This is a genomic window from Micromonospora sp. WMMD1128 (genome assembly GCF_027497235.1).
In the GTDB taxonomy this organism is placed as follows: domain Bacteria; phylum Actinomycetota; class Actinomycetes; order Mycobacteriales; family Micromonosporaceae; genus Micromonospora.
Window position 1 is genome coordinate 2,335,241 of sequence record NZ_CP114902.1, and the last position, 25,366, is coordinate 2,360,606.

Annotated in this window: 24 protein-coding genes; 10 read left to right on the forward strand and 14 right to left on the reverse strand. The window is 72.4% G+C overall.

All coding sequences use genetic code 11. The annotated features are described in order from the left end of the window. Nucleotides 1-5 precede the first annotated feature (5 nt). A complete protein-coding gene (locus tag O7602_RS10735) occupies nt 6-374 on the reverse strand; it encodes an SCP2 sterol-binding domain-containing protein (protein WP_281588342.1) in 369 nt (122 codons plus the stop codon). A gap of 107 nt (nt 375-481) precedes the next feature. Between O7602_RS10735 and O7602_RS10740 the strand changes: the two genes are divergently transcribed. Then, nucleotides 482-652, forward strand: a complete 171-nt coding sequence (locus O7602_RS10740) for a hypothetical protein (RefSeq protein ID WP_281588344.1) — start codon at nt 482-484, stop codon at nt 650-652. Between the two features lie 41 nt (nt 653-693). Here O7602_RS10740 and O7602_RS10745 read toward each other — a convergent pair whose 3' ends face one another. After that, nucleotides 694-2,244, reverse strand: a complete 1,551-nt coding sequence (locus tag O7602_RS10745; RefSeq protein ID WP_281588346.1) for a glycoside hydrolase family 43 protein — start codon at nt 2,242-2,244, stop codon at nt 694-696. A gap of 257 nt (nt 2,245-2,501) precedes the next feature. Between O7602_RS10745 and O7602_RS10750 the strand changes: the two genes are divergently transcribed. Both O7602_RS10750 and manD read left to right on the forward strand, forming a co-directional pair. Then, on the forward strand, nt 2,502-4,154 hold the full coding sequence (locus O7602_RS10750) for a cellulose binding domain-containing protein (protein WP_281590247.1): 1,653 nt from the start codon (nt 2,502-2,504) through the stop codon (nt 4,152-4,154). Between the two features lie 94 nt (nt 4,155-4,248). After that, nucleotides 4,249-5,457, forward strand: coding sequence for a D-mannonate dehydratase ManD (gene manD, locus O7602_RS10755; RefSeq protein ID WP_281588348.1), 1,209 nt, complete (start codon nt 4,249-4,251; stop codon nt 5,455-5,457). Nucleotides 5,458-5,469: 12 nt separating this feature from the next. On the opposite strand, the gene O7602_RS10760 is transcribed toward manD, so the two are convergent. The 6 genes from O7602_RS10760 to O7602_RS10785 are packed head-to-tail and all read right to left on the reverse strand — an operon-like array spanning nt 5,470 to nt 13,409. Further along, nucleotides 5,470-7,572 carry an alpha-glucuronidase gene (locus O7602_RS10760; RefSeq protein WP_281588350.1) on the reverse strand — a complete coding sequence of 701 codons (2,103 nt, stop codon included), beginning with the start codon at nt 7,570-7,572 and terminating at the stop codon, nt 5,470-5,472. After that, complete coding sequence (locus tag O7602_RS10765) at nt 7,569-8,258, reverse strand: hypothetical protein (protein WP_281588352.1); 690 nt, start codon at nt 8,256-8,258, stop codon at nt 7,569-7,571. Before O7602_RS10765 ends, O7602_RS10760 begins: the two co-directional genes overlap by 4 nt. Beyond that, the gene (locus O7602_RS10770; protein ID WP_281588354.1) at nt 8,255-9,817 is read right to left on the reverse strand and encodes a xylan 1,4-beta-xylosidase; all 1,563 of its coding nucleotides are present in this window, start codon (nt 9,815-9,817) and stop codon (nt 8,255-8,257) included. Before O7602_RS10770 ends, O7602_RS10765 begins: the two co-directional genes overlap by 4 nt. Next, nucleotides 9,817-11,460, reverse strand: a complete 1,644-nt coding sequence (locus O7602_RS10775) for an extracellular solute-binding protein (protein ID WP_281588356.1) — start codon at nt 11,458-11,460, stop codon at nt 9,817-9,819. Before O7602_RS10775 ends, O7602_RS10770 begins: the two co-directional genes overlap by 1 nt. Before the next feature lie 36 nt (nt 11,461-11,496). Then, entirely contained in the window at nt 11,497-12,423 is a 927-nt protein-coding gene (locus tag O7602_RS10780; RefSeq protein WP_281588358.1) for a carbohydrate ABC transporter permease, read from the reverse strand. Then, nucleotides 12,420-13,409 (reverse strand): ABC transporter permease subunit, encoded by a 990-nt coding sequence (locus O7602_RS10785; protein ID WP_281588359.1) that lies wholly within the window; start codon nt 13,407-13,409, stop codon nt 12,420-12,422. The genes O7602_RS10780 and O7602_RS10785 overlap by 4 nt, the downstream gene beginning before the upstream one ends. A 69-nt stretch (nt 13,410-13,478) precedes the next feature. On the opposite strand from O7602_RS10785, the gene O7602_RS10790 reads away from it, so the two are divergent. Further along, a complete protein-coding gene (locus O7602_RS10790) occupies nt 13,479-14,516 on the forward strand; it encodes an acetylxylan esterase (RefSeq protein ID WP_281588361.1) in 1,038 nt (345 codons plus the stop codon). Nucleotides 14,517-14,589: 73 nt separating this feature from the next. Here O7602_RS10790 and O7602_RS10795 read toward each other — a convergent pair whose 3' ends face one another. Further along, on the reverse strand, nt 14,590-15,891 hold the full coding sequence (locus O7602_RS10795) for a hypothetical protein (RefSeq protein ID WP_281588363.1): 1,302 nt from the start codon (nt 15,889-15,891) through the stop codon (nt 14,590-14,592). Nucleotides 15,892-16,077: 186 nt separating this feature from the next. On the opposite strand from O7602_RS10795, the gene O7602_RS10800 reads away from it, so the two are divergent. Both O7602_RS10800 and O7602_RS10805 read left to right on the forward strand, forming a co-directional pair. Beyond that, nucleotides 16,078-17,259 (forward strand): transcriptional regulator, encoded by a 1,182-nt coding sequence (locus O7602_RS10800; protein WP_281588365.1) that lies wholly within the window; start codon nt 16,078-16,080, stop codon nt 17,257-17,259. A gap of 61 nt (nt 17,260-17,320) precedes the next feature. After that, complete coding sequence (locus O7602_RS10805) at nt 17,321-18,262, forward strand: acyltransferase domain-containing protein (RefSeq protein ID WP_281588367.1); 942 nt, start codon at nt 17,321-17,323, stop codon at nt 18,260-18,262. 7 nt (nt 18,263-18,269) lie between these two features. On the opposite strand, the gene O7602_RS10810 is transcribed toward O7602_RS10805, so the two are convergent. Both O7602_RS10810 and O7602_RS10815 read right to left on the reverse strand, forming a co-directional pair. Continuing rightward, a complete protein-coding gene (locus O7602_RS10810; protein WP_281588369.1) occupies nt 18,270-18,488 on the reverse strand; it encodes a hypothetical protein in 219 nt (72 codons plus the stop codon). 298 nt (nt 18,489-18,786) lie between these two features. Then, nucleotides 18,787-19,128, reverse strand: a complete 342-nt coding sequence (locus O7602_RS10815) for a GlsB/YeaQ/YmgE family stress response membrane protein (RefSeq protein WP_281588370.1) — start codon at nt 19,126-19,128, stop codon at nt 18,787-18,789. A 96-nt stretch (nt 19,129-19,224) separates the two neighbouring features. Between O7602_RS10815 and O7602_RS10820 the strand changes: the two genes are divergently transcribed. The 4 genes from O7602_RS10820 to O7602_RS10835 all read left to right on the forward strand — a co-directional run bounded on the left by O7602_RS10820 (nt 19,225) and on the right by O7602_RS10835 (nt 23,026). Further along, a complete protein-coding gene (locus tag O7602_RS10820; protein WP_281588371.1) occupies nt 19,225-20,085 on the forward strand; it encodes an endonuclease/exonuclease/phosphatase family protein in 861 nt (286 codons plus the stop codon). 107 nt (nt 20,086-20,192) lie between these two features. Next, nucleotides 20,193-21,467: a cytochrome P450 gene (locus O7602_RS10825; protein ID WP_281588372.1), complete on the forward strand. Its 1,275-nt coding sequence runs from the start codon at nt 20,193-20,195 to the stop codon at nt 21,465-21,467. A 39-nt stretch (nt 21,468-21,506) separates the two neighbouring features. Next, nucleotides 21,507-21,767 carry an acyl carrier protein gene (locus O7602_RS10830; RefSeq protein ID WP_281588373.1) on the forward strand — a complete coding sequence of 87 codons (261 nt, stop codon included), beginning with the start codon at nt 21,507-21,509 and terminating at the stop codon, nt 21,765-21,767. Between the two features lie 14 nt (nt 21,768-21,781). Continuing rightward, entirely contained in the window at nt 21,782-23,026 is a 1,245-nt protein-coding gene (locus tag O7602_RS10835) for a beta-ketoacyl-[acyl-carrier-protein] synthase family protein (RefSeq protein ID WP_281588375.1), read from the forward strand. Nucleotides 23,027-23,039: 13 nt separating this feature from the next. Here O7602_RS10835 and O7602_RS10840 read toward each other — a convergent pair whose 3' ends face one another. The 3 genes from O7602_RS10840 to O7602_RS10850 form a co-directional block, all read right to left on the reverse strand. Continuing rightward, nucleotides 23,040-24,350, reverse strand: a complete 1,311-nt coding sequence (locus O7602_RS10840; RefSeq protein WP_281588377.1) for a glycosyltransferase — start codon at nt 24,348-24,350, stop codon at nt 23,040-23,042. Between the two features lie 2 nt (nt 24,351-24,352). Further along, nucleotides 24,353-24,556, reverse strand: coding sequence for a phosphopantetheine-binding protein (locus O7602_RS10845; protein ID WP_281588379.1), 204 nt, complete (start codon nt 24,554-24,556; stop codon nt 24,353-24,355). A gap of 71 nt (nt 24,557-24,627) precedes the next feature. Next, a complete protein-coding gene (locus O7602_RS10850) occupies nt 24,628-25,365 on the reverse strand; it encodes a 4'-phosphopantetheinyl transferase superfamily protein (protein WP_281588381.1) in 738 nt (245 codons plus the stop codon). Nucleotide 25,366 lies beyond the last annotated feature (1 nt).

Genomic DNA, 25,366 nt, shown 5'->3' on the forward strand with positions numbered 1-25,366 from the left:
GTCCTTCATCCGACACCGCCGTCGGGCCCGCCCGGCCGGGCGCCCGCCTCCGCCCGCGACGGGAAGAGCCGCCCGATCCGCAGGGCCAGGCCGAGATCCCCGTCGACCAGGATCTCGCCCCGGCTGATCGCGGCCAGCCCGTTCATCCCGCCCGCCGCCATCGCCTCGGCGGTCCGCTCCGAGGTGGTGATGACCGTCGAGGCGGGGCCGGCGTCGTGACTGACGCGAAGGTGTCCCCGGTCGATGTCGAGTCGCCAGTGCCGCAGTCCGCCGTCGCCGCGGATGTCGATCCGGACGCTGCCGCAGACCTTGCCGAGCCGGGCGTCGTACCCCATCGCCGACAACTGGTCGAAGAAGGCGTCGGCAGACGTCATCTGGCCTCCTCGGGAGCGGCTGCCGGAGCGCTCGGCGCGTACCCCCTGCGCCGGCACGCTAACCTGCTCGTCGAGCGACGCCGGCGATCTCGTCCGATAATGGGTCGATGACGAATCCCGACCTCGACCCCGAGGTGTACCCGCCGTTGGACCCGCGCGAGGACGTGCCGGACGATCCGGGGGAACTCCTCCCGGAGACGCCCGACGAGCTGCCGGAGGCGCCGGTCGAGCCGATGCCCGACGACGGCGAGCCCGGAGGCGTCCCCGAACCGGCCTGACCCGCGGCCGGCGGGCCGCCCCGGTCCGCCGAACACGCCCGCTACGCCGACGGGCGCTGCTCGAACCAGTCGAACGCGGCGGTGCCGGCCGTCACGTACATGCCGATGACCCGTCCGGTGAAGCCGGCCGCGACCTCGGTGGACAGGTAACGGCCGTCGAGTTCGGCAAGCAGGTGGGTGCCGTCGGCGGTGGCCACCTCGAACGTGACCATGTCGCAGCCGGCGGGCCGTACGCCGAGGGGCGCGGCGCCGGCCGCCGGCTCGGCGGCCGAGGTCACGGTCGGCGGGCGGAGGTCGTGGGTCCGGGTGGCGACGGTCAGGACGAGCGGACCGCCGTCGACCGCGAGGGTGGCGAAGACCTGGTGGAACGGCCCGACCCGGCCGACGACCCGCACGGTGCCGTCGCGGACCTCCAGGTCGTAGTGGTGTGCCTCGTCGATCCGGATGGTGAGCCCGGCGGTGCCGCCACCCGGGTCCAGGCGTGCGCTGGCGCGGCAGTCGTGGTGCCGCTGGCGCATCCCCACGATCGTCGCGCCGGCGCGGTCAAGGGTCGTCCCGGTGGCGTGCAGGGTCAGCCATCCGGGCCGGGCGGTGAGCGACCAGGCCGCGTCGGGCCGGGCGCGGGGCGAGATCCACTCTGGTGCGAGGACGGCCGAGTCGAAGTCGTCGCGGTGCGGAGCGGTCTCGACCTGGATCGCGCCGGCCGGGGCGGTGCTGGCGGGCGCGGGGGTGACCTCCCGGACGGGGTCGACGACCGGCCAGCCGTCCACCCAGCGCACCGGCGCGAGGAAGGTCTCCCGGCCGAGGACGTGGTAGGGCGGCCACTGCCCCCGGGCCCGGATGCCGAGCAGGAGCATCCACCAACTGCCGTCGGCGGCCTGGACCAGGTCGGCGTGCCCGGTGGCCTGCACCGGCAGGTCGGTGCTCCGGTGGGTGAGGATCGGGTTGGCCGGCGCCGGCTCAAAGGGACCGCGAGGGCTGCGCGACCGGGCGACCGAGACGGCGTGCCCGGTGTGCGTGCCGCCCTCGGAGAGCAGCAGGTACCACCAACCGTCGATCGGGTAGAGATGCGGGGCCTCCGGATACTGGCCGCCGGTGCCCGACCACAGGTGGATCGGGCCCTCCAGGACCCGGCCCCGTTCCGGGTCGATCCGGTAGAGGTCCACGCCGGAGGTGGTCAGCCAGCAGTTGCCCTCGTCGTCCCAGGCCAGCGACGGGTCGACGTGCGGCAGGTCGAACCAGACCGGCTCGGACCATGGGCCGGTGGGATCCGGGGCGGAGACGATGAGGTGCCGGCCCACGCTGACGTTCGTGGTGACCACCCAGAACCGGCCGTCGTGGTGGCGGATGGTGGGCGCGAAGATGCCCTGGGACGCCACGGTGTCCGGCGGGAGCGGTAGCTGGCTCGGCCGGTCCAGGACGTTGCCGATCTGCCGCCAGTTGACCAGATCCCGGCTGTGCAGGAGCGGCACCCCCGGGACGTACTCGAAGCTGGAGCAGACCAGATAGTAGTCCGCCCCGACCCGGCAGACGCTCGGGTCGGGGTGGAAGCCGGGCACGACCGGATTGCGGTAGGACGAGCCTGCGGACACGAGCGACCACCCCCGACAAAATGTTCACGATAACGTCAGACGTCTTGACGCCGCTGACCCATCCACGAAACCCTATGGATCTGAGGCGGCAACCGCCGGGAGTCCGGTGGCCGACCCCATGCGGGACATCAACGTTCATGGTGCGGACGGGCGGCACCTGTTAGCGCTAACAGCGAACGCGCTCGCGCGCCGCGTCGCCCCCGTGCGTCTCGGCGAGCGGTGCGCCACCTGCTCCGAAAGGGATGGTAGGCATGAGGATGCTCGCTCGCGGTCGCCGGACGGCCACCGCGTTGGCGGCCGGACTGCTGCTGGTGACGGCCGGAGCCGCCACCGTGCTGCGGACACCCGAGGCGCTCGCCCTCGCCAACGGTGCGGCTCGTACGCCGCCGATGGGGTGGAACAGTTGGAACACGTTTGGTTGCAATATCAGTGAGTCGTTGATCCGGCAGATGGCGGACGCGATGGTGAGTTCTGGTATGCGGGATGCCGGGTATGAGTATGTGGTGGTGGATGACTGTTGGATGAACCCGAATCGGGATTCGGCGGGGAATCTGCAGGGGGATCCGGGTCGGTTTCCGTCGGGGATGAAGGCCCTGGGTGACTACATTCATGCGCGGGGGTTGAAGTTCGGGATCTATCAGGGTCCGTTGACGAAGACGTGTGCGCAGTATTTCAACAGTTATCCGGGGTCGACGGGGGCGCAGGGGCATGAGGTGCAGGACGCGCGTCAGTTCGCGTCCTGGGGGGTGGACTATCTGAAGTACGACTGGTGTTCGCCGTCTGGGTCGATCGATGAGCAGGTGCGGGTGTTCAACCTGATGCGTGATGCCCTGGCGGGGACGGGTCGGCCGATCGTGTACAGCATCAACTCCAACAGTGTGCATTCGAAGACGGGTCCGCAGCGGGACTGGGGTGATGTGGCGAACATGTGGCGGACCACCGAGGACATCACGAACACGTGGAACTCGGGGCAGACCAACGGGTATCCGATGGGGATCCAGAACATTGTGGACGTGACGGTGCCGCTTGCGGGGCGGGCGAGGCCGGGGGCGTTCAACGACATGGACATGTTGGAGGTGGGTCGGGGTGGGATGACCGACACGGAGATGCGGAGTCATTTCGCGTTGTGGGCGGTGTTGGCGTCGCCGTTGATCGCGGGTAACGATCTGCGGAACATGAACGCGGCGACGCAGACGATTCTGAAGAATCCGACGTTGATCGGGATCAGTCAGGATGCGTTGGCGTTGCAGGCGGCGCAGGTGTCGTTCGACGGTACCCGCCGGGTGTTGGCGAAGCGGTTGGCCAACGGTGATGTGGCGGTGGCGTTGTTCAACCAGGGCAGTGGCACCACCACGATCTCCACCACCGCGGCGGCCGTCGGGCTGTCGGGCAGCAACTTCACGCTACGCGACGCGTGGACCAACACCACCTCCAGCAGCACCGGCGCGATCTCGGCGAGCGTGCCCGGCCACGGCACCGTCGTCTACCGGGTCAGCGGGGGGACCGGCACTCCCACCCCCACGCCGACCGTCACGCCGACCGTCAGCCCGTCGCCCACCGTCCCGCCGACCACCCCGCCGCCGTCCACCGGCGCCTGCCAGGTCACGTACGCGATCACCGGCCAGTGGCCGGACGGGTTCCAGGGCGACGTGACGGTCCGCAACACCGGGACCACAGCGGTCAACGGATGGACCCTGCGGTGGTCCTTCGCCAACGGCCAGCAGATCAACCAGGCGTGGGGCGCGACCTACACCCAGAGCGGCGCGCAGGTCACCGCCACGAACGTCGCCTACAACGGCGCCATCAGCCCGGGCGGCACCGCGACCTTCGGCTTCCTCGCCGGCTGGTCCGGCGGCAACACCAGACCGACCGCGTTCACCCTCAACGGCCAGAGCTGCGACGTCGCCTGACCCGATGCGGCCGGGGAGCCGGTCGCGGCGCAGCGCCACGACCGGCCCCCCGGCCCGAATCGACCTTGACCGATAACTGAGGGATGATGCACGGATGAGGATCGTCGACGCACGGGTGATCGTGTCCTGCCCCGGCCGCAACTTCGTGACCCTGAAGATCCTCACCGACGACGGGGTCACCGGCGTCGGTGACGCCACCCTCAACGGCCGGGAACTGGCCGTCGCGTCCTACCTGCGCGACCACGTCGTGCCGCTGCTGGTCGGGCGCGACCCGGCCCGGATCGAGGACACCTGGCAATACCTGTACCAGGGGTCGTACTGGCGGCGCGGGCCGGTCACCATGAGCGCCATCGCGGCGGTCGACACCGCGCTGTGGGACATCAAGGGCAAGGTCGCCGGGCTGCCCGTCTACCAGCTCCTCGGCGGCCGGTCCCGGGAGGGCGTGACCGTCTACGGCCACGCCAACGGGGAGACCGTCGACGAGGTGCTCACCGAGGTCGCCCGCTTCGTCGACCTCGGCTACCGCGCGGTGCGCGTGCAGTGCGGCGTGCCCGGCCTGCCCCGGACGTACGGCGTCAGCGCCGACAAGATGTTCTACGAGCCGGCCGACGCCGCGCTGCCGACGGAGACGACCTGGTCCACCGAGGCGTACCTGGCGCACGTGCCGACGGTGTTCGCCCGGGTCCGCGACGAGTTCGGCCCCACCCTCCGGCTGCTGCACGACGTGCACCACCGGCTCACCCCGATCGAGGCGGCCCGGCTCGGCAAGAGCCTGGAACCGTTCGCGTTGACCTGGATGGAGGATCCGGTCCCGGCGGACCTGCCGGAGGGCTTCCGGCTCATCCGGCAGCACACCACCACGCCGATCGCCGTCGGCGAGGTCTTCAACAGCGTCTGGGACACCGCCCAGCTCATCCGGGAACAGCTCATCGACTACGTCCGGACGACCGTGGTCCACGCCGGCGGTCTCACCCACCTGCGCCGCATCTTCGACCTCGCCGCGCTGCACCACGTCCGCAGCGGCTCGCACGGCGCCACCGACCTCTCCCCGGTCTGCATGGCCGCCGCGCTGCACCTGGACCTCGCCATCCCCAACTTCGGCCTTCAGGAATACATGCGGCACACCGCGCTCACCGACGAGGTCTTCCCGCACGGCTACCACTTCGACGACGGCTACCTGCATCCCGCCGAGACCCCCGGCCTCGGCGTGGACATCGACGAGGAGGCCGCGGCCCGCTACCCGTACGCGCCGGCCTACCTGCCGGTGAACCGGTTGACCGACGGCACCGTCCACCCCTGGTGAGCGCGTCCGGGGTCAGTGGATGCGGCGACCGTGGGCGTCCGGCACCCCCGACTTGCGGAAGAAGTACGTGTTGACCTGGTCCCGCCACTCGACGGCGCTGCGGAACTGCTCGTCGAGGCGTTCGGCCACCCGCTCGTACACCGCCGGCGCGACCGCCCCGGCGAGCGCCTGCCACCGCCGGCGCATCACCGCCACCTCCTCGACACCGGCGAAGTGCGTGTCGTAGATGTGCTGGATCACGGTGCGCCCGCTGTGCAGGACGTGCCGGTAGGGGACGTGGTGGAAGAAGAGCAGCAGCTCGTCCGGGCACCGCTGGAGTGACTCGTACACCTCCGACCACGGCTTCGGATACTGGCCGGTGAAGCCGGTCCCGGTCGCCCGGGTGCGGTCCACCCCGACACCGTCGCGGTCGGCGAAGTGGTAGGTGCCCCACGCGGTGTACTCGTACCCGTCCACGTCCGGCCCGTAGTGGTGGCCGGGCCGCACCATGAAGCCGACGCCGAGCGGCGCGGTGTAGCGCTCGTAGGTGCGCCAGGAGTCATCCATGATCGCGTGCAGCGTCCGGCGTACCAACTCCGGATCGCCCGTGGTCGTCGGCAGCCAGGTCAGCTCGATCCACTCGTCGAGGATCGCGTCCGGGTCCAGCCGGGGATCCCAGGCGAGCCGGCCGAAGGCGTACAGATTCGCCTGGGCCAGCGGATGCCCGGTCCAGAACGGGTCGTCGCCCACGTTTGCCACCGCGACCAGGCCGCCACCGGCGTCCCCGGCGACCACGTCGGCGACCGTTGCGCCGCCCTCGCCCCACGGCGGGAACCGCAACACCTCGGCCCACCACGGCCCGAGGTGGCAGACGTGCCGCTGCTGGCCCGTGTACTCCTGCGTCACCTGCAACTCCACCGCCACCCGGGTGGCCGGCATGGCGGCGATCACCGGCGACACCGGCTCGCGCACCTGGAAGTCCAGCGGACCGAACTTCACCTGGAGGATCACGTTGTCCCGGAACCGCCCGTCGAGCGGGGTGAAGTGGTCGTGGGCGGCCCGGGCCCGGTCCGTCGACCGGTCCCGCCAGTCCTGGTGGTGGTCGTAGACGAACGCCCGCCAGCGCACCACGCCGCCGTGCGGGGCGAGCGCGTCGGCGAGCAGGTTCGCCCCCTCGGCGTGGTCGCGCCCGTAGGTGAACGGGCCCGGACGGCCCTCGGAGTCGGCCTTCACCAGATAGCCGCCGAAGTCGGGGATCCGCTGGTAGACCCGCTGGGTGGCGGCGACCCACCAGGCCCGTACCCGGTCGTCCAGCGGATCGGCGGTGGGCAGGCCGCCGAGGACCACCGGGGCGGCGAAGGTCACCGCCAGATGCACCCGGACGCCGTACGGGCGGAGCACGTCCGCGATCTCGGCCACGTCGTCGAGCCGGTCGGTCAGCAGCCGCGCCTCGGTGTCGTGCACGTTGACGTTGTTCACCGAGATCGCGTTGACACCACAGGCGGCGAGCAGACGCCCGTAGTCACGCAGCCGGGTCAGGTCGCGCCGGGCGGCGCCGTCGTGCCAGAAGATCGAACCGCCGGCGTAGCCGCGCTCGATCTGCCCCGACACCTGGTGCACGGCGACGTTGTCCCAGTGGTCGAGCATCCGCCGGGCCAGGGCGGGCTGGTGCCGCCGTGCGGGACGGTCGTCGTCGAAGGCCGCCGCGCCGAGCCGGACCACGTGGAACAGCCCGTACAGCAGGCCGGCCGGCGCGTCGGCCAGCACCACCGTCACGCCGTTCACCCGGGCCAGCAGGAAGCCCTCGTCGCCGAGGGACCCGTCGCCGACACCGTCCACGGCCGGCGTGGCGCGGAGCCGTGCCGCCTCCGCCGCCGCGTTCGCGACCGGACCGTCGTCGCGCGAGGCGAGCACCAGGTCGGCGTCCACGTCCCAGGGCGGGGAGTGCCAGACCCGGCCGCCGTACCTGGCGCAGGCCCGCGTCACCTCGTCGAGGACGGTGTCGACGAGCGGACCGTCGCCGTGCACCAGCACGTCCCGGGAACCGAGGGCCCGGAACGCCTCCGGCGGCAGCCAGGCGGCGTGCCAGGTCACCTCGCCGGGGTGGGCGGTGGCCTGGCCAGTGGGCACGCTCACGAGGTGAACTCCCTCCGGACGTCGTCGATCATCGGCTCGTTGATCCGCAGGAGCGCCAGTACGACGAGCGCGGCGAGCAACGCGAGCGTCGCCTCGGACAGGACCGCGGTGACGCCGGCGACCGCGGCCAGCAGCACGGCGTTGCCGAACGTGACGCCCGGCCGGCGGACCAGGAAGTACAGGGCCAGCCGGACCGCGTCGCGGGTGCGGAAGTCGAACAGCGAGACGATCACCAGGGCGTTGACCCCGGCCAGGAGCACCCCCGCCCCGACCAGCGCCAGCGGCGCCGCCCACCAACCCGGTACGGCCGCGGCGGGCAGGTGGGCGAGGTTCACCGCGATGACGGCCAGCCACAGCAGCGTCGGGGCCCAGACCCGCAGCACGCCCGGCAGGTTGGCCCGGTAGGCCCGGCGGAACGCGGCGGCGGGGCGCAGGTCGGTCAGGTCGGGCCGCTGGTGGCGCAGGGTGTGCAGGGCGGCGGAGACGGCCGGGCCGACCGGCAGCAGCGCGACCGCGACCAGCGGGAGGTTGCTGGCGTCGCGGTCGAGCAGCACCAGCGCGACCAGCCCGGGCAGCACGCCGAGCAGTAGCCACAGCTCCACCGCGAGCAGCGTGTAGACGACCGCGGCGGCCCGCGACAACGGCCCGTCGCCGAACTCCCGCCGGCTGCCCGCCGCGTCGCTCACGGCCGCACCTCGGGCCCCGGGCCGGCCGGCGGGTCGTCGGTCGGGTCGTCGGTGGGGTCGAGCAGCCGGTCGTCCCACCACGGCGGGGTCTCGTCCACCACCGGGGTCAGCTCGACGAGGGTCACCTCGTGCCGGCCGAGGGTCAGGTCGAGGTCGACCCGCCCGGCGGTGACCGGCAGGGCCCGGTGGCTGCGGGCCGGCTCGGCGGTCTCCCGCAACACGTCGAGCTGCCGGGGACGGGGCGACTGCGGGCTGCCCAGCTCCCGCCAGGCCGCCCAGGCGTTGCCGGCGTCCTCGCTCACCGACGACCGGAGCTGGAACGCCGACGCGGTGCCCGGCGGACCGAGCGGGACCGACAACGCGAGGGTGTGCCGCTCGGGCGCCGGCTCCCGGCCGGTGACGTCCACCGGCGCCCAGGCCAGCACCGCGACCCGGCCGTCCGGGTGGCGGGTGACGAGATGGTCCGGCCCGCGCGCCAGCACCGCGTCGCCGAGCCGGGCCATGAAGGCGTACAGGTGGTAGGTGGGTTTCTTGACCTGCCGGTGGGTGAGCAGGCCGAAGCCGCCGTGCATCAGCGCGGTGGGGACGCCCGCCTCCTCGAACACGTCGCTGAAGGTCCAGTACGAGAAGGAGTCGACCAGGTCCCCGCCGCCGGCCAGCACCGGCGCGAGGTAGGCGGCGTGGAAGGCGGTGTCGTGGATCGGGTTGTCCGGCCGGTAGGAGGAGTTGAACTCGGTGATGTGCACCGGGAGGTCGGCGAGCGCCGTCCCGGCCAGGTGCCGGCGGGGCGCGGCGAACTGGTCGAGCAACTCCGCCGCCGGGGCCAACGCCTGCCGGGTGCCGAACGGCACGTGCCGCGCCGGGCCGGAGGTGTAGGCGTGCCGGCTGACGAAGTCGACGGGCACCCCGCGGTCGGTGACGAACTCGGCGAACGGTTCCCACCACTCGTCGGCCCCGGGGGAGATGGCCGGGCCGCCGACCTGGAGCGCCGCGTCGACGTCCTTGACCGCGTGCGCCGACACCTCGTACAGGCGGTGGTAGGCGGCCCGGTCGGCGTCCTGCCAGAAGTCGGTCAGGTTGGGCTCGTTCCACACCTCGATCGGCCAGCCGCGTACCTCGTCGAGGCCGTACCTGTCGACCAGGTGGGCCACCGTGGCCCGGACCAGCTCGCCCCACTCGGTGAGGCTGCGCGGTGGCGTGACGTTGCCCCGCCACCAGAACACCGTCTGCTCGCCGGAGGCGAGCGTCGAGGGCATGAAGCCCAGCTCCACGAAGGGCCGGATGCCCAGGTCGAGGTACGCGTCGACGACCTGGTCGAGGTACGTGAAGGCGTGCCGGACCCGGCGTTCGCCCCGGTGCTCGTACGGGCGGTGCACACCGACGCCGTCGCTGAGCAGGCCGTGCCCGCGGATGTGCCGGAAGCCGATCTCCCGCTGCACGAGGGCCAGCGAGTCCTGATAGTCGCGCCGAAGGGCCAGGTCGAACCGCCCGGTGCCGACGCACGCGCGCCAGGCACCGGGCAGCCGGCCGGTGGGCCGCTCGGGAACGGTGACGCGCATCAGCCGTGGTTCTTGCGGTACCGCTCGTACGCCTTGTTGACCAACTCGGTGTACGCCTCCGCGTTCTTGCCCTTCAGCTCGGCGACGTAGGCGTCCCATTCACTCAGCGGCCGTTGGCCGAGGGCGAACTTCAGCGTGTTCGCGGTGACGTGGTCCTTCAGCGCGGTGGCCCACAGCGTGGTCTGCTCCTGCTCCTCGTCGCTGAGCGGCGCGGGCGGCGGGGTCACCCAGGGCGCGGGCTTGCGGGCGTTCATCTCCTTCTGGAACTCCAACTCCTCGGGGGAGAAGAACGACTGCACCAGGTCGAGCTTGCCGCCGTAGGCGAAGACGCCGTTGTAGAAGCCGAAGTCCTTCTGGAGGTGCTTGCTGCCGCTGGGGTTGAGCCCGAGCACGTCGACGTCCGGCGCGAGGGTGCGCTTGCCCGAGGCGTCCCGGGAGTACGTGGTGCCCTCGACGCCCCACTTGGCGAACTCCTCGCCGGCCTCGGAATACCAGAGCCAGTCGATGAACTGCATCATGGCCACGAAGTTCTTGCTGTCCCGGGCCTTGCTGGAGATCATCACGCCGTTCTCCAGCCGGCCCGCCGGATTGACCGGGCCGGCCGGACCGATCGGGAACATGATCTTTTTGAAGCGGGCGTTCGGGTTGAGCTTCGCGCTGTCCGGGCGGTAGTCGTTGACGATGGACTGCGCGTTGGCGCTGATCACGAACGACTTGCCGCTCGCGAGCTTCTGCCGGGCCTGGTCGTCGGTCTGGGTGAACGTCTCCGGGTCGAGCAATCCTTCGGCGACCAGTTTGTGGAGATACTCCACCACCTGACGCCACCGGTCCGAGCCGCCGGTGAAGACGTACTTCCCGGCGCTCTCGTCCCAGCTCGTCGGCTGGTAGTTCCAGCCGCCGCCCTGGAGGCCGTACGCGAGGGCGAGCATGTTCAGCAGGTTACCGGCCGGGTTGGGCTTGCCGAACCGGTCGGAGAAGGGATAGAGGTCCGGGTGGGCCGCCTTCATCGCCTTGAGCATCGTGTAGACCTCGTCCCACGAGGTCGGCGCCGGGATGTTCAGCTGCTCCAGGACATCGGTGCGGACCGCGAGCGTGTAGTCCTGCCACGGCTTCTCGTGCAGGCCGGGCAGCAGGTAGAACTTGCCGTCCTCCTGCCGCAGCGTGTCCATCTCCGGCTGGAGGTTCCACTTCTCCAGCTTCTCCTTGAAGTGCGGCATCAGGTCGAGGTAGTCGCTGACCGGCAGGATGGCGCCGGAGGAGACGTACTGGTTCTCCTGCGGGTGGTAGGTCTTCGGGATGATGAGCGGGGCGTCGCCGGAGCCGACGAGCACGCTGCGCTTCTGCTCGTAGTCGCTGAGCGGGACCGCCACCGGGTCCAGCTTGACGTTCGTGCGCTTGGCCAGCTCGCTCCAGAACAACCAGTCGGTCTTGAGCGGATAGTTCGGGTGGTTGTTGTAGAGGATCGAGAAGGTGAGCGGCTCGGTGGCCGTGAACTGGTCCCCGACGCCGTACTTGTCCATCGCGCCCGCGCGGTTGCGGTCGAGGTCCTTCTTCTCGGGGGTGTCGTCGCCGCAACCGGCCAGGGAGACGACGGCGGCTGCGCCGGTGGCGAACAGCACCTGGCGTCGGGACAGCTGGACCATGGTGTTCCTTCCAGTGGTGGGCTGGTGCGTGCGCGGCTATCCCTTGACGGCGCCGAGCATGATTCCGGAGACGAAATAGCGCTGGATGAACGGATAGACCGCGAGGATCGGCAGGACCGTCAGCACGATGGTCACGGACTGGATGGTGGCGGCGGACTGCACGACGTCGCTGGCGCTGCCGAGGCCGCCGCCGGTCTGCGTGGCGTCGGTCGCGCCGGCCAGGAGGTTGCGGAGATAGACGGTCACCGGGAGCAGGTCCTGCCGGTCCATGTAGAGGAACGCGGCGAACCACGAGTTCCAGAACGAGACGGCGTAGAACAGGACCATGGTGGCGACCATCGCCTTGGACAGGGGCAGGACGATCCGCAGCAGCGTGCCGTACGTGTTCAGCCCGTCGACCGCGGCGGCCTCCTCCAACTCGACCGGCAGGCTCTCGAAGAACGCCTTCATCACCAGCAGGTTGAACACGTTGATGGCGTTCGGCAGCGCGATCGCCCAGACGGTGTTCTTCAGCCCGAGGCTGGTGACCAGGACGTAGTTGGGGATCAGGCCGCCGGTGAAGAACATGGTGAACACGGCGATCCCGACCAGCGCGGTCCGGCCCCGCAGGTGCTTCTTCGACAGCACGTACGCGTAGCAGGTGGTCAGCACGACGGAGATGAGCGTGGCGACCACGGTGTAGAAGACGGTGTTGCGGTAGCTGACCCAGAACGTCGGGTCGGACATCACCACCCGGTAGGCGGTGAGGTTGAAGCCGCGCGGCACCAGATTGACCTCACCCGCGACGATGTACGCGTTGTCGCTGAGCGACCGGGCCACGATGGTGAGGAACGGATACAGGGTGATCACCACGACGCCGGTCAGGACGACGGCGTTGACCGCCTGGAAGATCCGGTAGCCCCGGGTGGGCCGGGGACCCCGCGGCCGGCTCGCCCGCCCCCGTGCGCGGGCGGCCGTGGTCACCACAGGCTCGTCCCCACCGTGCGTCGCGAGATCGCGTTCGCGGACAGCACGAGCGTCAGCCCGATCACGGCCTCGAACAGGCCGATCGCGGCGGCGTAGCTCAGGTTGCCGGAGACGATGCCCACCCGGTAGAGGTACGTGGAGATCACGTCCGCGGTCGGGTAGGTGAGCGGGTTGTAGAGCAACAGGATCTTCTCGAAGCCGACCGCCATGAACGTGCCGATGTTGAGGATGAGCAGCGTCATCATCGTCGGCCGGATGCCGGGCAGCGTGACGTGCCAGGTCTGCCGCCACCGGTTGGCGCCGTCTATCCGGGCCGCTTCGTAGAGGTCGCCGTCGATGGTGGTGAGCGCGGCGAGGTAGAGGATGGTGCCCCAACCCACGGTCTGCCAGACCTCGGACGACACGTAGATCGTGCGGAACCAGTCGGCCTGCTGGAGGAACTGGACCGGTTTCCCGCCCACGGCGCCGACCATCTGGTTGACCGTGCCGTCCACCGACAGCAACTGCATGACCATGGCGGCCACGATCACGATCGACAGGAAGTGCGGCAGGTAGGACACCGACTGGACGAATCGCTTGAGGACGCGGCTGCGGACCTCGTTGAGCAGCAGCGCGAGCACGATCGGCAGCGGGAAGCAGAACAGCAGGGTCAGCGCGCCCAGCACGAGTGTGTTGGTGAAGACGTTCCAGAACGTGGGGTCGGTGAAGAACAGCCGGAAGTAGCGCAGGCCGGTCCAGTATTCGCCGAACAGGCTGCCGCCGGGCTGGAAGCGCCGGAAGGCGATCACGTTGCCGAGCATCGGCAGGTAGCGGAAGGTCAGGAAGAACAGCAGCGGCCCGACCGCCAGCGAGTAGAGCTGCCAGTCCCGGCGCAGGGCCCGCCGCCAGGGCGGACGCCCGGGCCGGCGGCCGGGGGCGCGCGTCGTCCGGGGCGACGTGCCGGGCCGCGCCTCGGGCGACGGCCGCACGGTTTCGGACAACACCCGCACCCTCCTGACCGGAGCGCGCGACCGATACTTTCCGGTAATGCCCCGTAAGCCTTTCGGAAATTTATGGGTATCGTCGTCAGCGTGTCAAGAGCGTCGATCGATCTCTCCCCGGACCAACTCCGGCGCGACCCGCCGACGGTCGCCGAGCCCGCCGACTTCGACCGGTTCTGGCAAGCCGCCCTCGCCGACGCGGCGGCCACGCCGGTCCTCGTCGACGTCCGGCCGGAGCCCACCGACCTGCGGCTGGTCGACGTGTGGGACGTGACGTTCGCCGGCTTCGCGGGCGAACCGGTCCGGGCCTGGTACACCCGTCCCGCGGGCGTGCCCGCGCCACTGGCGACGGTGGTCGAGTACGCCGGCTACGGCCGTGGCCGGGGCCTGCCGGGCGAGCGGCTGACCTGGCCGGTGGCCGGATACGCCCACCTGCTCGTGGACAACCGTGGACAGGCCGGCCTGTACGCCTCCGGGGACACCCCGGATCCGCACGCCGCGCCCGGCGGTCCCACCATCGCCACCCGGGGCATCCTGACCCCGGAGGACTACCACTACCGCCGCCTGATCACGGACGCGGTCCGCGCGGTCGACGCGGCCCGCGCCCTGCCCGGCGTCGACCCGACCCGCGTCGTCGCGGTCGGCAACAGCCAGGGCGGCGGGCTCGCGCTCGCGGTGGCGGGTCTCGTCGGCGGCCTGGCCGCGCTGCTTGTCACCGCCCCGTTCCTGTGCGACATCCAGCGGGCCATCGAGCTGACCGACGCCTCGCCCTACGGTGAGATCGGCCGGTATCTCGCCGTGCACCGCGAGGCGGAGGAGGCGGTGCGGCGCACCCTGTCCTACGTCGAGGGCGTCACCTTCGCCCGGCGGGCCACCGCGCCGGCGCACTTCGGGATCGGTCTGCGGGACACCGTCTGCCCGCCGAGCGGCGGTCTCGCGGCGTACGACCAGTACGGCGTGTCCGCCGGGGGAGCGGACCGACCGGCCCGGGAGCTGCACACCTACCCGTTCAACGGCCACGAGGGCGGGGAGGCCGTGCATGTCCGGCGCCAACTGCGCTGGCTCGGCGCGGTGCTCCGGTCCCCGGTCGGAGCGGTGTCCGCCGGCTGACGTGCCACGCCGGCCCCGACCGCGCGGGGGAGCGGTCGGGGCCGGCGTGGTGGTGCGGGTCAGGCGTGGGGGGTCACTGGGCCAGCAGCCAGCGCAGGATGGTGCGGTCCTCGTAGGTGGGCGCGGCGGCGAGGTGGTGATCCGGCTCGTAGAACGCCGAGTCGGCGTACTCGGTGTACTTGACCAGGGCGTTGGCCTGGGCCGGGGTCTTGCCCAGGGCGATGTACGCGTTCCAGATCCGGTTGTAGGAGGCCTGCCCGGTGGTGACCACGTTGAGCAGGTGGTCGTGCGTGCCGTGGGTGACCCAGACCGGTGTGGCCGAGGCGGCGATGGCGGTGGCCTGCGCCTCGCTGGCACCGAAGCCGCCGGTGATCAGCGCGCCGTCGAAGAGCCCGGGGTGGGTGGCGAGCGCCGACCAGGCGAGGGTCGAGCCGTACGACACCGTGGACGCGTAGATCCGGTCCTGGTCCACCGCGAACTGCCCGGTGAAGGCGGTGAGCAGCTCGACCATGACCTCCGCCTGGGCGGCGGCGGTGCCGACCCGCTGGTTCTGCGGCGCCAGCACGATGACGTCCTCGGTGCTGCCGGTCCACTCCTCCTGGAGCCAGGCGGTGGCGGGAATGTCCGCGGCGACCTGGACGCCCTCGTTGCTTCCGTTGAAGCCCATGCCCTGCCCGGGCAGGATCACCACGACCGGATACCGCTTGGCCGGGTCGTAGCCCTTGGGCAGGTGGTAGGCGTAGGGGATCATCGTGCCGCCGGTGGTGGTGAACCGCTTGTAGACGAAGTCGTCGGCGAGCAGGTTGACGGCGGGTCGGGTGGGTCCGTGGGCCTTGGTGGAGCCGGCGGCCAGGCGGGGGCCGTTCCCCTTGCCCTTGCCTGGCTGGGCGTGGACGTCCTTCTTCTGCGTGACCCGCGTCTGGAGGTCCTTGTTGATCGTCACGAAGTTGCCGGTCGCCATGACGGTGTTCCCGCCCGGGTCCCGCTTGTCGAGTTCGATGACGACGAACCTGCCGCGGTCGGACTGCCGGTCCCCGTTCAGGCTCGGCGTGTCGTTGGTGTAGACGGCGGTGATGGTGCGGTCCGCTCGCTTGGCCGGGTCGGTGAGGTCCGCGACCGGGTTGAAGCGGAAGTTGTAGAGGCTGTCCGAGACGGTGTAGGTGTCCTCGTCCAGGGTCCGCGGGTTCACCGTCGCCGAGTACTCGACGGCGACGGCCGTGACCTTCTGACCGTAGGACAGGATCTGCGTGATCGGGATGACGTTCCGGATTCCGTCGCCGTGCCCGCCGGGCGGCTTGGCGACGGCGCTGCCGGGGGCGATCAGGGCCACGCCGGCGATGACGGCCGCCCCGCTCAGGAATGCTCGCTTCGACACTGCTGGTCCCTCCGATCGGTGCGCGCCGCTTCGGGAAGGGGGCGCCCTGGCAGGGACGGTACGCAACACCCCAGAAACAATCAATAGACGAAAAGGGCCTGGTCAGGCCGCTTTATTTACGACGAAGTTGTCGTAAATGGAGGCTGGCGATAGCGCCATTCCGGTGGAGCAGCTATAAATGCGGCTGTGGCCCTGACCTCCGACGCGGACCTCGACAGCGGTGCCACGGGCACCGCGCGAGCGGTCCTGCGGGCGCTGTCCGACGGCCGACGACGCACCGTCGCCGAGCTCTGCGCCGAGCTGCCGGCGGCACGCAGCAGCGCCGTGCACGCGTTGCGCCGCCTGCGGGTGGCCGGCCTGGTGGTGGAACATCCGGTCCAGCGGGCGACGCGCGGGCGGCCCGCGCGGGCGTGGTCGCTCGCCACGTCACCCGGCCTGCTCGCCGTCGTCGTGGCCTCGGCCCACGGCTTCCTCGGCGGGGTCGTGCGGCCCGACGGCGAGGTCCTGGCGGCCGTGCCCGGCCCGGCCGACTCCGCCCCGCCCGGTGCTGCCCTGCGCCTGCTCGATCAGGCCCTCGCCGACGCCGGGGTGACGGCCCGCGACATCGCGCTCGCGGTTCTCGGCCTCCCCGGCCCGTCCCCGCTCGCCGCGCCGCCCGGCGCGGACCCGCTCGGCGGGTCACACCTGCGGCGCTTCCGCGAGTGGGGCGGGCGGCCCGCCGTGGAGGTCCTCGCCGAACACCTCGGCCGGCCCGTCTTCGGCGAGAACGACGCCAACCTGGCCGCGCTCGGCGAGGCCGTCCACGGGGACAGCGCCGGCGCGCACACCGTGCTGCACATCTCCCTGACCAACGGCACCGGCGCCGGCCTGGTCATCGGCGGCCGGCTGCACCGGGGCGGCTCCCGCCTGGCCGGCGAGATCGGGCACCTCCACGCCGACGACGGCGGACAGCTCTGCGAGTGCGGGGCCCGGGGCTGCTTCTGGCAGAGCACGAGCATCCCGGCGCTGCTCGGCGAACTGGCCACCGCGCACGGCCGCACCTTCACCGTGGGTGACCTCGACGCGGCGGCCGCCGCCGGAGAACTCGGGATCATGCGGGCGCTACGCGGGTTCGGCCGCGCCCTGGGCCGTCGCGTGGCCGACTTCGTGGTGTTCGTCGACCCCCAGGCCGTCGTCGTGGACGCCGCGCTGGGCGCCGCCTCGCACATCATCGCCGCGGGCATCCGGGAGGCGGTCGACCAGTACACCCCGCCGATGATGGCCGCCTCGGTCCGGATCTCCTCCGGTTCCCTGGGCGCGTCCGCGCACCTGCTGGGGGCCGCGGCCCTGGCCCGGACGGAGAACCTCCTCGACGCCGCCCGGCCCTGATCCGCGCATCACGTGGCCCCGGCCCGCCGGGCGCGGCGCCGGCGTCGGTAGGGTCGTCGGCGTGGATTCCGAGGACACCGCCGTCCGGCTCGGGGTGCCGGTCGAGGAGGTCGACCGGGTGCGCCGGCTCGCCGCCGACCGGCCGTCGGCCCCGCTGCCCGCCCGCGCCGACGCGCCCGCGCTCCTGCGCCGGCTCGGGGTGCCGCCGGACGACGCCGACGAGATCATGGCCGGCTGGCCGGAGCCCGACTCTCCGCTGTGGACCCCGGAGCTGCGCTGGCTGCTCGACCGCTCGACCGCCCTGGTCCGCGCCGACCTCGGGGGCCACGAGTGGCTGCCGCCCGGCCCGGCGCTGCCACGCGAGCGCGGTCCCGCCTGGCGGCACCTCTACGTGTACGCGTACCTGGCCCTGGTCGACGTCGTCCGGGCCTACCACCGCGACCACGGCGTCCCGGACGCGGTGTCCTGGGCGACGCTCGCGGACCTGGGCCGCAACCTCGCCGTCGACCGGCGGATGGGCGGTACGGGCTGGCCGGTCATGCAGAGCTGGCTGACGCTGCACCTGCGCGGCGGCCTCTACGAGCTGGGCCGGTTGCAGCACCAGCGCGGCGACACCATCGGCCTGCACATCCCCGAGGCGGGGCCGTTGACCCCCGAGGCGATCGACGCGTCGCTCGACGAGGCCCGCGCGTTCTTCCCGCGCCACTTTCCCGACGAGTCGCACACCGAGTTCTCCTGCGGCTCCTGGCTGCTCGACCCGCAGCTGCGCGAATACCTGCCGGCGGACTCCAACATCGTCCGGTTCCAGCGGCGCTTCACGCTGGATCCCTACGAGAAGCCGGAGGGCATCGACGCCGACGTCGAGGTGGTGCGGTTCGTGTTCCGCACCCTGGACACGCCGCTGCACCGGCTGCCCCGCCACACCGCGCTCCAACGCGCGGTGGTCGACCACCTGACCGCCGGCCGGCACTGGCGCTGGTGCACCGGCCGGTTCCCGATCTGACCGTCGGTCACCGGTGGCGGCGGTGGTGCACGATCAGCGCCGCCGCGCAGAGCATCGCCACCAGGCCGAACCCGGAGCCCACCCACGGGGTGTCCAGGGCGGTGGTCAGCACCGCGTTGGCCGCCGCGCTGACGAAGAGCGCGAGCCACAGCAGCGGGCGCAGCCGGGCGCCCGGCCTCCCCGGCGCGGCGGCCGGAGCCTCGGTGATGCGATACGGATCAGTCATGGTGGCCTCCCTCGGGGATGTCCGGACGACACCGTCGACGCTAGGCCGGCCGCGCGGCGCGGACGATCCCGCAGGCACGACAGTCGGCGGTAGCGCAGGCTGTACCAGCTCGCGGGATCGTGATCGGACCGCCGTCTCCCTAGCGATCCTGGTGTGTTCTCGCCCCACCGGCGAGGACACGGAGAGAGGCCACCAGGATGTTGACCGCAAGTCCGATGACGACCACCGACACGGCCGTCCGGCTCCGGCAAGAGCACGCTGTTGCAGACCGCCGCCGGTCCCGCCCACCGGCCCCGGGTCAGCTCCGGGCCCGGCCCCGGCTGGTCCGGCGGCGGGTCTCCTCGTCACCGCCGGCGAGCCGGGTGTAGGTGAGCACGTTCGCCACCGCGACGCCGATGACCGCGAAGCCGACCTGGAGCGCGAGCACGATCCAGTCCCAGCGCAGCACCCAGAGCCGCACCGGGGCGTCGTCGGCGACGCCGGCCCAGCGGGCGACGACGGTGCCGAGCACCGCCGCGCCGACGCCGATGACGAACGTGGCGAAGACGCCGATGCGCTGCCGCCCGGGCAGCACCAGCCGGCCGAGCAGGCCCATGAGGGCGCCGATGAGCACCGCGCCCAGATATCCACTCACGATCACTGCCGTCACTCCTCCCACCGGTACGGCATTCATGCCCGCGCGGCGCACCCTCGGAAACCACCGTGGGCCGGCAGTAGGATCATGGGCATCCCACCGATGCCCGCCGGAGCCCCGCAGCCCGCCACCCGCGCCCCCCGGCGCATCCGCCGGGCGTTTGCCGTCGTGTGCCTGCTCGTCGTGGCCGGCCTGCCCGCCGGGTCGTCGACGGCCGGCGCCACCGGCCCGGGGACGCTCCGGGTGCTCCAGATGAACCTCTGCAACAGCGGACGTGCGGGCTGTTGGACCGGTCGGGCCGTGTCCCGGGCCGGCGAGGTGATCGCCGCCGAACGGCCCGACGTGGTCACCCTCAACGAGATCTGCCGGGACGACGTGGGCGCGCTGGAACGGTCGCTCGCCGCCGTCCACCGTGGCGGTACGGTCGTGTCCGCGTTCCAGGCGGCCGGCGACCGGCCCAGCGGCGCCGCCACCCGTTGCCACAACGGGCAGCCGTACGGGATCGGCGTGCTGGTCCGCCTCGACACCGGCGGGGCCCGGCCGGTGGTGCGTCGCGGCACCTACCCGACGCAGGACCGCGCCGACCCGGAGGAGCGGGTGTGGCTCTGCGTCGGGTCCGCCGGACTGCTGCACGCCTGTACCACCCACCTGGCGAACACCAGCGGGGCGGTCGCGCTGGCCCAGTGCGGGCACCTGCTCGACGCGGTGGTCCCGGCGGTCCGCCACGACGCCGGTCCCGCGCCGACCGTGCTCGGTGGCGACCTCAACCTGCGGGCCGGCGGCGAGCCGGACGTGCGGGCGTGCGTGCCGCCGGACTACCGGCGGATCGACGACGGTGCGCGGCAGCATCTGCTGACCACGACCGGCGTGACGATCTGCTGCCGCCGGTCGGTGGACATGCGCGGGTCGACCGACCATCCGGCGTTGCTGGCCACCCTGACGATCGGCCGGCCGCCGCGCTGACCGATCCAGGATCGGGCGGGCCACGGGACCGATCGTGGGACCCCGTGGACACATCGGTGTCGGTGACTCTAGGGTCACGGCACGTCGGTGCCTCACGAGGAGCGGCCATGGGTGTCTCCATCTCCCTCGACGACCTGCTCGGCGAGGAGGTGCGGCGCGACCCCTACCCGTTCTACGCCCGGCTGCACGACCTGGGTGAGGCGGTCGCGCTGCGGCCCGACGACCCGCACGCCCTTGTCGTGCACGGCTACCGGGCGGTCAACCGGGTGCTGCGGGATCCGGTCTTCCGGGTGCTCGGCGGCGACTACCTGGACCGGGCCGGCATCCGCTGGCGCGCGCACCCGGCGATCCGGATCCTCCAGACGTCGATGCTGAACGCCGCGCCGGGCGACCACCTCCGGGTCCGGCAACTGTTCAGCCAGGCGTTGACCCCGCGCCGGGTGGTCGCGCTGGAGCCGGCGATCGAGCGGATCGCCGACGGACTGCTCGACGGGCTCGACGCGGCGGGCGCGGCCGGCCGGCCGGTCGACTTCATGGAGGCGTTCGCGCTGCGCCTGCCGAGTGACGTGGTCGGGGAGCTGCTCGGTGTGCCGGAGCGGGACCGGGCGTGGTTCCCGGCCCGGGTCCGGACGTTCGACGCGGTGCTGGAGATCGGCCGCCGCTCGATGCGGGAGGTGCGGGCCGCGAACGTCGCGGCGACGGAGCTGACCGCGTACTTCACCGGGTTGCTGGCCGAGCGCCGGGCGCGCCCGCGCGAGGATCTCGTCTCGGCCCTGGTGGGGATCCGCGACCGCGACCCCGACCAGCTCTCCGCCGACGAGCTGCTGGCCAACCTGATCATCATGTACAACGCCGGGTTCCGCACCACCGCGAACCTGCTCGGCAGCGGCCTGGTGCTGCTGCTGGAGCGTCCGGACACGGTGGCCGCGCTGCGCGCCGACCCGTCGCTCGCCGCGTCCTGTGTGGAGGAGATCCTGCGGTACGAGCCGCCGGTGCACTTCGCGCTCCGGTACGCCGCCGCCGACACCGAGGTCGCCGGCCTGCCGGTGCCGGCCGGCGCGACGGTGGTGGTGCTGACCGGCGCCGCCAACCGGGATCCGCGCCGGTTTCCCGATCCCGACTCGTTCGACCCGTCCCGGCCGGACAACCGGCACCTGGCGTTCAGCGCCGGGCCGCACCACTGCTTCGGCGCGGCCCTGGCCCGGGCGGAGGGCCGGCTGGTCCTGCCCCGCCTGCTCGACCGCTTCCCGGCGCTGGCGCTTGCCGCCGAGCCCGGCGAGCGACGCCAGCTCATGCTGCGCGGGTACGACCGCCTGCCGGTGCGACTGACCGCGCCGGCCCGGCACCGGCCGATCGGCGCCTTGCCAAACCATGCCGATTGAGTAAGGTCAATTTCACGCTGTGGAAAGGACACACCGGCCATGACCGATGAGATCCGCGCGTTCCTGCTCGCCGCTCTGACCGAGATGAAATACGACGTCAGTGACGTCGACGACGACACCGTGTTCGGCCCGGCCGGCCTCGACGTGGACTCCCTCGGCCTGGCCGAGCTGGCGGTGCGGGTGGAGGACCGGTTCGGGGTGGCGTTCGACGACGACGAGGCGGAGATGCTCGCGATGATGACCCTCGCCGAGTTCTGCCGGGCGGTGGACCAGCGCATCCAACCGGCGTCGGCGCACTGACCGGGCGTCGCGGCGTGCGCGAGCCCGTGACGGTCACCGGCATCGGGCTGGTGAGCCCGGTCGGCGCGACCTCGGGCGAGGTGTTCGACGCGGTGTGCGACGGGCGGTCCGGGCTGTCCCGGCCGCCGGCCGACCACCCGGTCCACGGGGTGGTCGACGTCGCCGCGTTCGCCCCGCCGATCGACCCGGCGAGCGTGCTGCCCGGCCCGGAGTCCCGTGTCGTGGACCGCTCGATCGTCATGGCGTTGCGCGCGGCCGGCGACGCGCTCGCCGACGCGGGACTGCGCATCGGCCGGGACGTGGACCCCTACCGGGCGGCGGTCATCGTCTCCGGCGTCGGCGGCCTGTCCACCCTGGCCGACCAGGTGCTCCAGCGAGCCGGGCGGGGCCGGTTCGGGGTCAGCCCGTACATGCTGCCCGGGACGCTGCCGAACATGGGTGCGGCACGCATCGCCATCACGTACGGCATCCGCGGCTACACCTCGTCCATCGGTACGGCGTGCGCGGCCGGCGCCCAGTCCGTCGGCGAGGCCCTGCGGATCCTGCGCGCCGACGAGGCGGACGTGGTCCTCTGTGGATGCGCGGAGGCGCCGCTGTTCCCGGCGTTCGCCGACGCGTTCGGCAACGCCCGGGCGCTTGCTCGCGGCTGGGCCGACCCGACGGTCGCGAGCCGGCCGTTCGACCGCCGCCGCAACGGCCTCGTCCTCGGTGAGGGCGCCGGGGTGCTGGTGCTGGAACGCGCCGCGCACGCCGCCGCGCGGGGTGCCCGCCGCCACGCCGACGTGCTCGGCTGGGGCGCGACGAACGACGCGTACCATCCGACCACGCCGCGGCCCGACGGCGCGGGCGCGGCGCACTGCATGCGGATGGCCGTCCGCGACGCCGGCCTGCGTCCCGACGACATCGGATACGTCAACGCGCACGGCACCAGCACCAAGGCCGGCGACGCGGCCGAGTTGGCCGCGCTCGCCGACGTGTACGGCGCGCACTCGCCGCCGCTCAGCTCGACGAAGGGCGTGACCGGGCACATGCTCGGCGTCTCCGGCGTGATCGAGGCGGCCATCGGCGTCGAGGCGCTGCGGCGGGGCCTGCTGCCGCCGACGCACAACCTGGACGACCCGGACCCGGCCGGCGACGTCGACCACATCCGCGGCAAGCCCCGGGAGGCCGCGGTGGACGCCGTCCTGTCCAACTCGTTCGGCTTCGGCGGCCACAACGTGAGCCTCGTCCTGGGCCACCCGGCGTCGTCGCCCGGCTGAACCCCCGGCCGGGTCAGCGGAGGGTGAGGACGGTGGCGGTGGGGTGGGTGGTTGCGGTGAGCGTGAAGTGGGGGGTCAGCATGTCGACCACGTAGTCGAGGTCGGCGACGAACGGCACCGGCAGCAGCGCCCGCTGGTCGAGGTCGCTGTGGGTGGCGACCAGCTCGATCCGGTCGGCCTTGAGCAGCCCCCGGGTCAGGAACGCCGGCAGGTCCTCGGGGAGCAGGCACCGCCACAGGTCCACGTTGACGATCAGGTCCAGCGAGCCGGTCTTGAACTGTTGCAGGACGGTGCCGAGCAGGTGGGAGTTGGTGTCGTCGGGCGGCGCCGCGTGGTCGAACGTGTGCGAGCCCGCGCCGAGCGTCAGCGTGGACACGCCGTTGCCGACGACCAGTGCCCGGGCGGTCGCCAGCTCGTCGCGGACCGCGGCGGGCAGCGCCGCCGGTCGCCCCAGCCCACCCCGGCGGTACGCGTCGATCGCGTCGCCGTAGAGGCGGATGCGGCCCAGGTGCCGGCCGAACGTGTTGATCGCGTAGAGCACCTCGACGTCGTAGCGCAGGTGTTTGCGCAGCAGGTATTTCATGTTGTCCATCGAGGCCAGCCCGTTTGTGGTCCGGCGGAAGTGCGGGAGATGGTAGGAGAGGGCGTCGACGTCGAGCCGGAACAGCTCGGGCGGGGCGCCGTGCAGGTGGAAGACCCGGTAGAAGAACTCCAGGTCCTCGAAGCCCCACTTGACCATGGCCTCGTCGAAGCCGCCGACCCGGCGGAACGACTCGTGGTCGACGGAGGCGTTGTGCGTCAACCCGAGCACCCAGGGCGCGCTCGGGAAGTCCCGCATCCGCTGCGGGTGGGAGGTGTCCTCCAGGCGCGGGTCGCCGCGTTCGGCGTCCAGCATCGCCGGCTCGACCGGCTCGCCCCGGCGCAGCGCGTCCGCGCCCGCCCAGTCCAGGTCGTGGCGGGCCCCGAGCAGGACCCCGGGCCGGCCGGCGCGTGCGGCGTGGAAGTCCCGGTGCCGTTCCAGCAGCCGGGGGTGGGCCACCGTGTCGGCGTCCAGGAACATCAGCGTGTCGGCGCGGGCGCGGGCCGCCGCCGCGTTGCGGTTGGCGCTGCGCCCCCGGTTGTGCTCGCTGCGGACGTAGTCGACGGTGAGCCGGTCGGCGTACTTCTCGACGATCGGGCGCAGCGGCACGGCGGAGCCGTCGTCGCCGACGACGACCTCGAAGTCGTCGCGCGGCAGGGTCTGCCGGGTGAGCGAGTCGAGGGTGGCGTCGAGGGCGGCGCCGTTCTCGTGCGCGGGCACCACCACGCTCAGGCTGGTGGGCATGCTCAACGCGGGGTGGAGTTGGCGACGATGTGGTCGGCCAGGTCGGCGAGCGTGGCCATCTGGTCCTCGTCCAGATCCTCCACGTCGATCTGGATCTCCAGCTCGTCCTCCAGCTCGAGCAGCAGCTCCAGCGCCAGCGAGGAGCTGAGGCCCAGCTCGTCCATCAACTGGGTCCGCTCGGTGACCGGGGTGGCTGGCCTGAGCATGCGGGTCAGCAACGCCGTCAGGCAGGCGACGATCCGCTCGCGCGACGGGGACGTGGTCGACGTGTCGTGCCCTAGCACCGATGGCCCCGCGGGTCGCGCGTGCGCTCCAACATGGAGTCATCAGAGCAAAGAAGATCGGTGAGTGTCAACGGGTGGAACTCGACCGCGTACGCGGCGTCACCGGCGAGCGCCACCGCCGCCCGGTACGCGGCCGGCGTGGCCAGGTCGGTCAGGCGCTGCCGGGCGGGCACGTCGACGCAGGTGACCATGTCGTCCGGGTGCACCGGCACCGCCAGATTGGGCCAGAGGCGGCCCCCGGCGGCCTTGACCGCCGCCTCCTTGCGGACCCACAGCCGGGTGAACCGGTGCGCCCGCTCGGCGGCGTCGGCCCCGCCGGCCACGTGTTGCGCCTCCCCGGGGTGGAAGAAGCGCGCGGCCAGGGGCACCGGGTCCCGACCGGCGGGCGGGTGCTGGAGGTCCACCCCGACCGGGCGGTCGGCGCTGACCGCCACCGCGACGAGGTCGCCGGAGTAGGACAGGCTGGTGTGCGCGCCGGCCCACGGCCCGGTCAGTGCCGGCTTGCCGTGCCGGCCGGGCCGCCAGGTGAGCGCCTCCGGCGGCGCGCCCACGGTCCGGGCGGCGAGCAGCCGCAGCGCGCCGTGCGCGACCGCGAACCGGTCCCGCAGCGCCTCGTCGCCGAGCGCGGCGCCACGTGCCTTCTCGGCCGGGTCGAGCACCGCCCGGCACCGGGCCAGCTCGGCGGGCGACGCCGCGACCGGAAGGATCCAGACCCGTACGGCGTCCCGCATG

Excerpts from the sequence above, each read along its gene's own strand:
- O7602_RS10850 (WP_281588381.1), bottom strand. The coding sequence starts at position 25,365 with ATGCGGGACGCCGTACGGGTCTGGATCCTTCCGGTCGCGGCGTCGCCC.
- O7602_RS10750 (WP_281590247.1), top strand. The coding sequence starts at position 2,502 with ATGCTCGCTCGCGGTCGCCGGACGGCCACCGCGTTGGCGGCCGGACTG.
- O7602_RS10770 (WP_281588354.1), bottom strand. The coding sequence starts at position 9,817 with ATGCGCGTCACCGTTCCCGAGCGGCCCACCGGCCGGCTGCCCGGTGCC.
- O7602_RS10790 (WP_281588361.1), top strand. The coding sequence starts at position 13,479 with ATGGGTATCGTCGTCAGCGTGTCAAGAGCGTCGATCGATCTCTCCCCG.
- O7602_RS10830 (WP_281588373.1), top strand. The coding sequence starts at position 21,507 with ATGACCGATGAGATCCGCGCGTTCCTGCTCGCCGCTCTGACCGAGATG.
- O7602_RS10840 (WP_281588377.1), bottom strand. The coding sequence starts at position 24,350 with ATGCCCACCAGCCTGAGCGTGGTGGTGCCCGCGCACGAGAACGGCGCC.
- O7602_RS10820 (WP_281588371.1), top strand. The coding sequence starts at position 19,225 with ATGCCCGCCGGAGCCCCGCAGCCCGCCACCCGCGCCCCCCGGCGCATC.
- O7602_RS10735 (WP_281588342.1), bottom strand. The coding sequence starts at position 374 with ATGACGTCTGCCGACGCCTTCTTCGACCAGTTGTCGGCGATGGGGTAC.
- O7602_RS10810 (WP_281588369.1), bottom strand. The coding sequence starts at position 18,488 with ATGACTGATCCGTATCGCATCACCGAGGCTCCGGCCGCCGCGCCGGGG.
- manD (WP_281588348.1), top strand. The coding sequence starts at position 4,249 with ATGAGGATCGTCGACGCACGGGTGATCGTGTCCTGCCCCGGCCGCAAC.
- O7602_RS10825 (WP_281588372.1), top strand. The coding sequence starts at position 20,193 with ATGGGTGTCTCCATCTCCCTCGACGACCTGCTCGGCGAGGAGGTGCGG.
- O7602_RS10775 (WP_281588356.1), bottom strand. The coding sequence starts at position 11,460 with ATGGTCCAGCTGTCCCGACGCCAGGTGCTGTTCGCCACCGGCGCAGCC.
- O7602_RS10845 (WP_281588379.1), bottom strand. The coding sequence starts at position 24,556 with ATGCTCAGGCCAGCCACCCCGGTCACCGAGCGGACCCAGTTGATGGAC.
- O7602_RS10740 (WP_281588344.1), top strand. The coding sequence starts at position 482 with ATGACGAATCCCGACCTCGACCCCGAGGTGTACCCGCCGTTGGACCCG.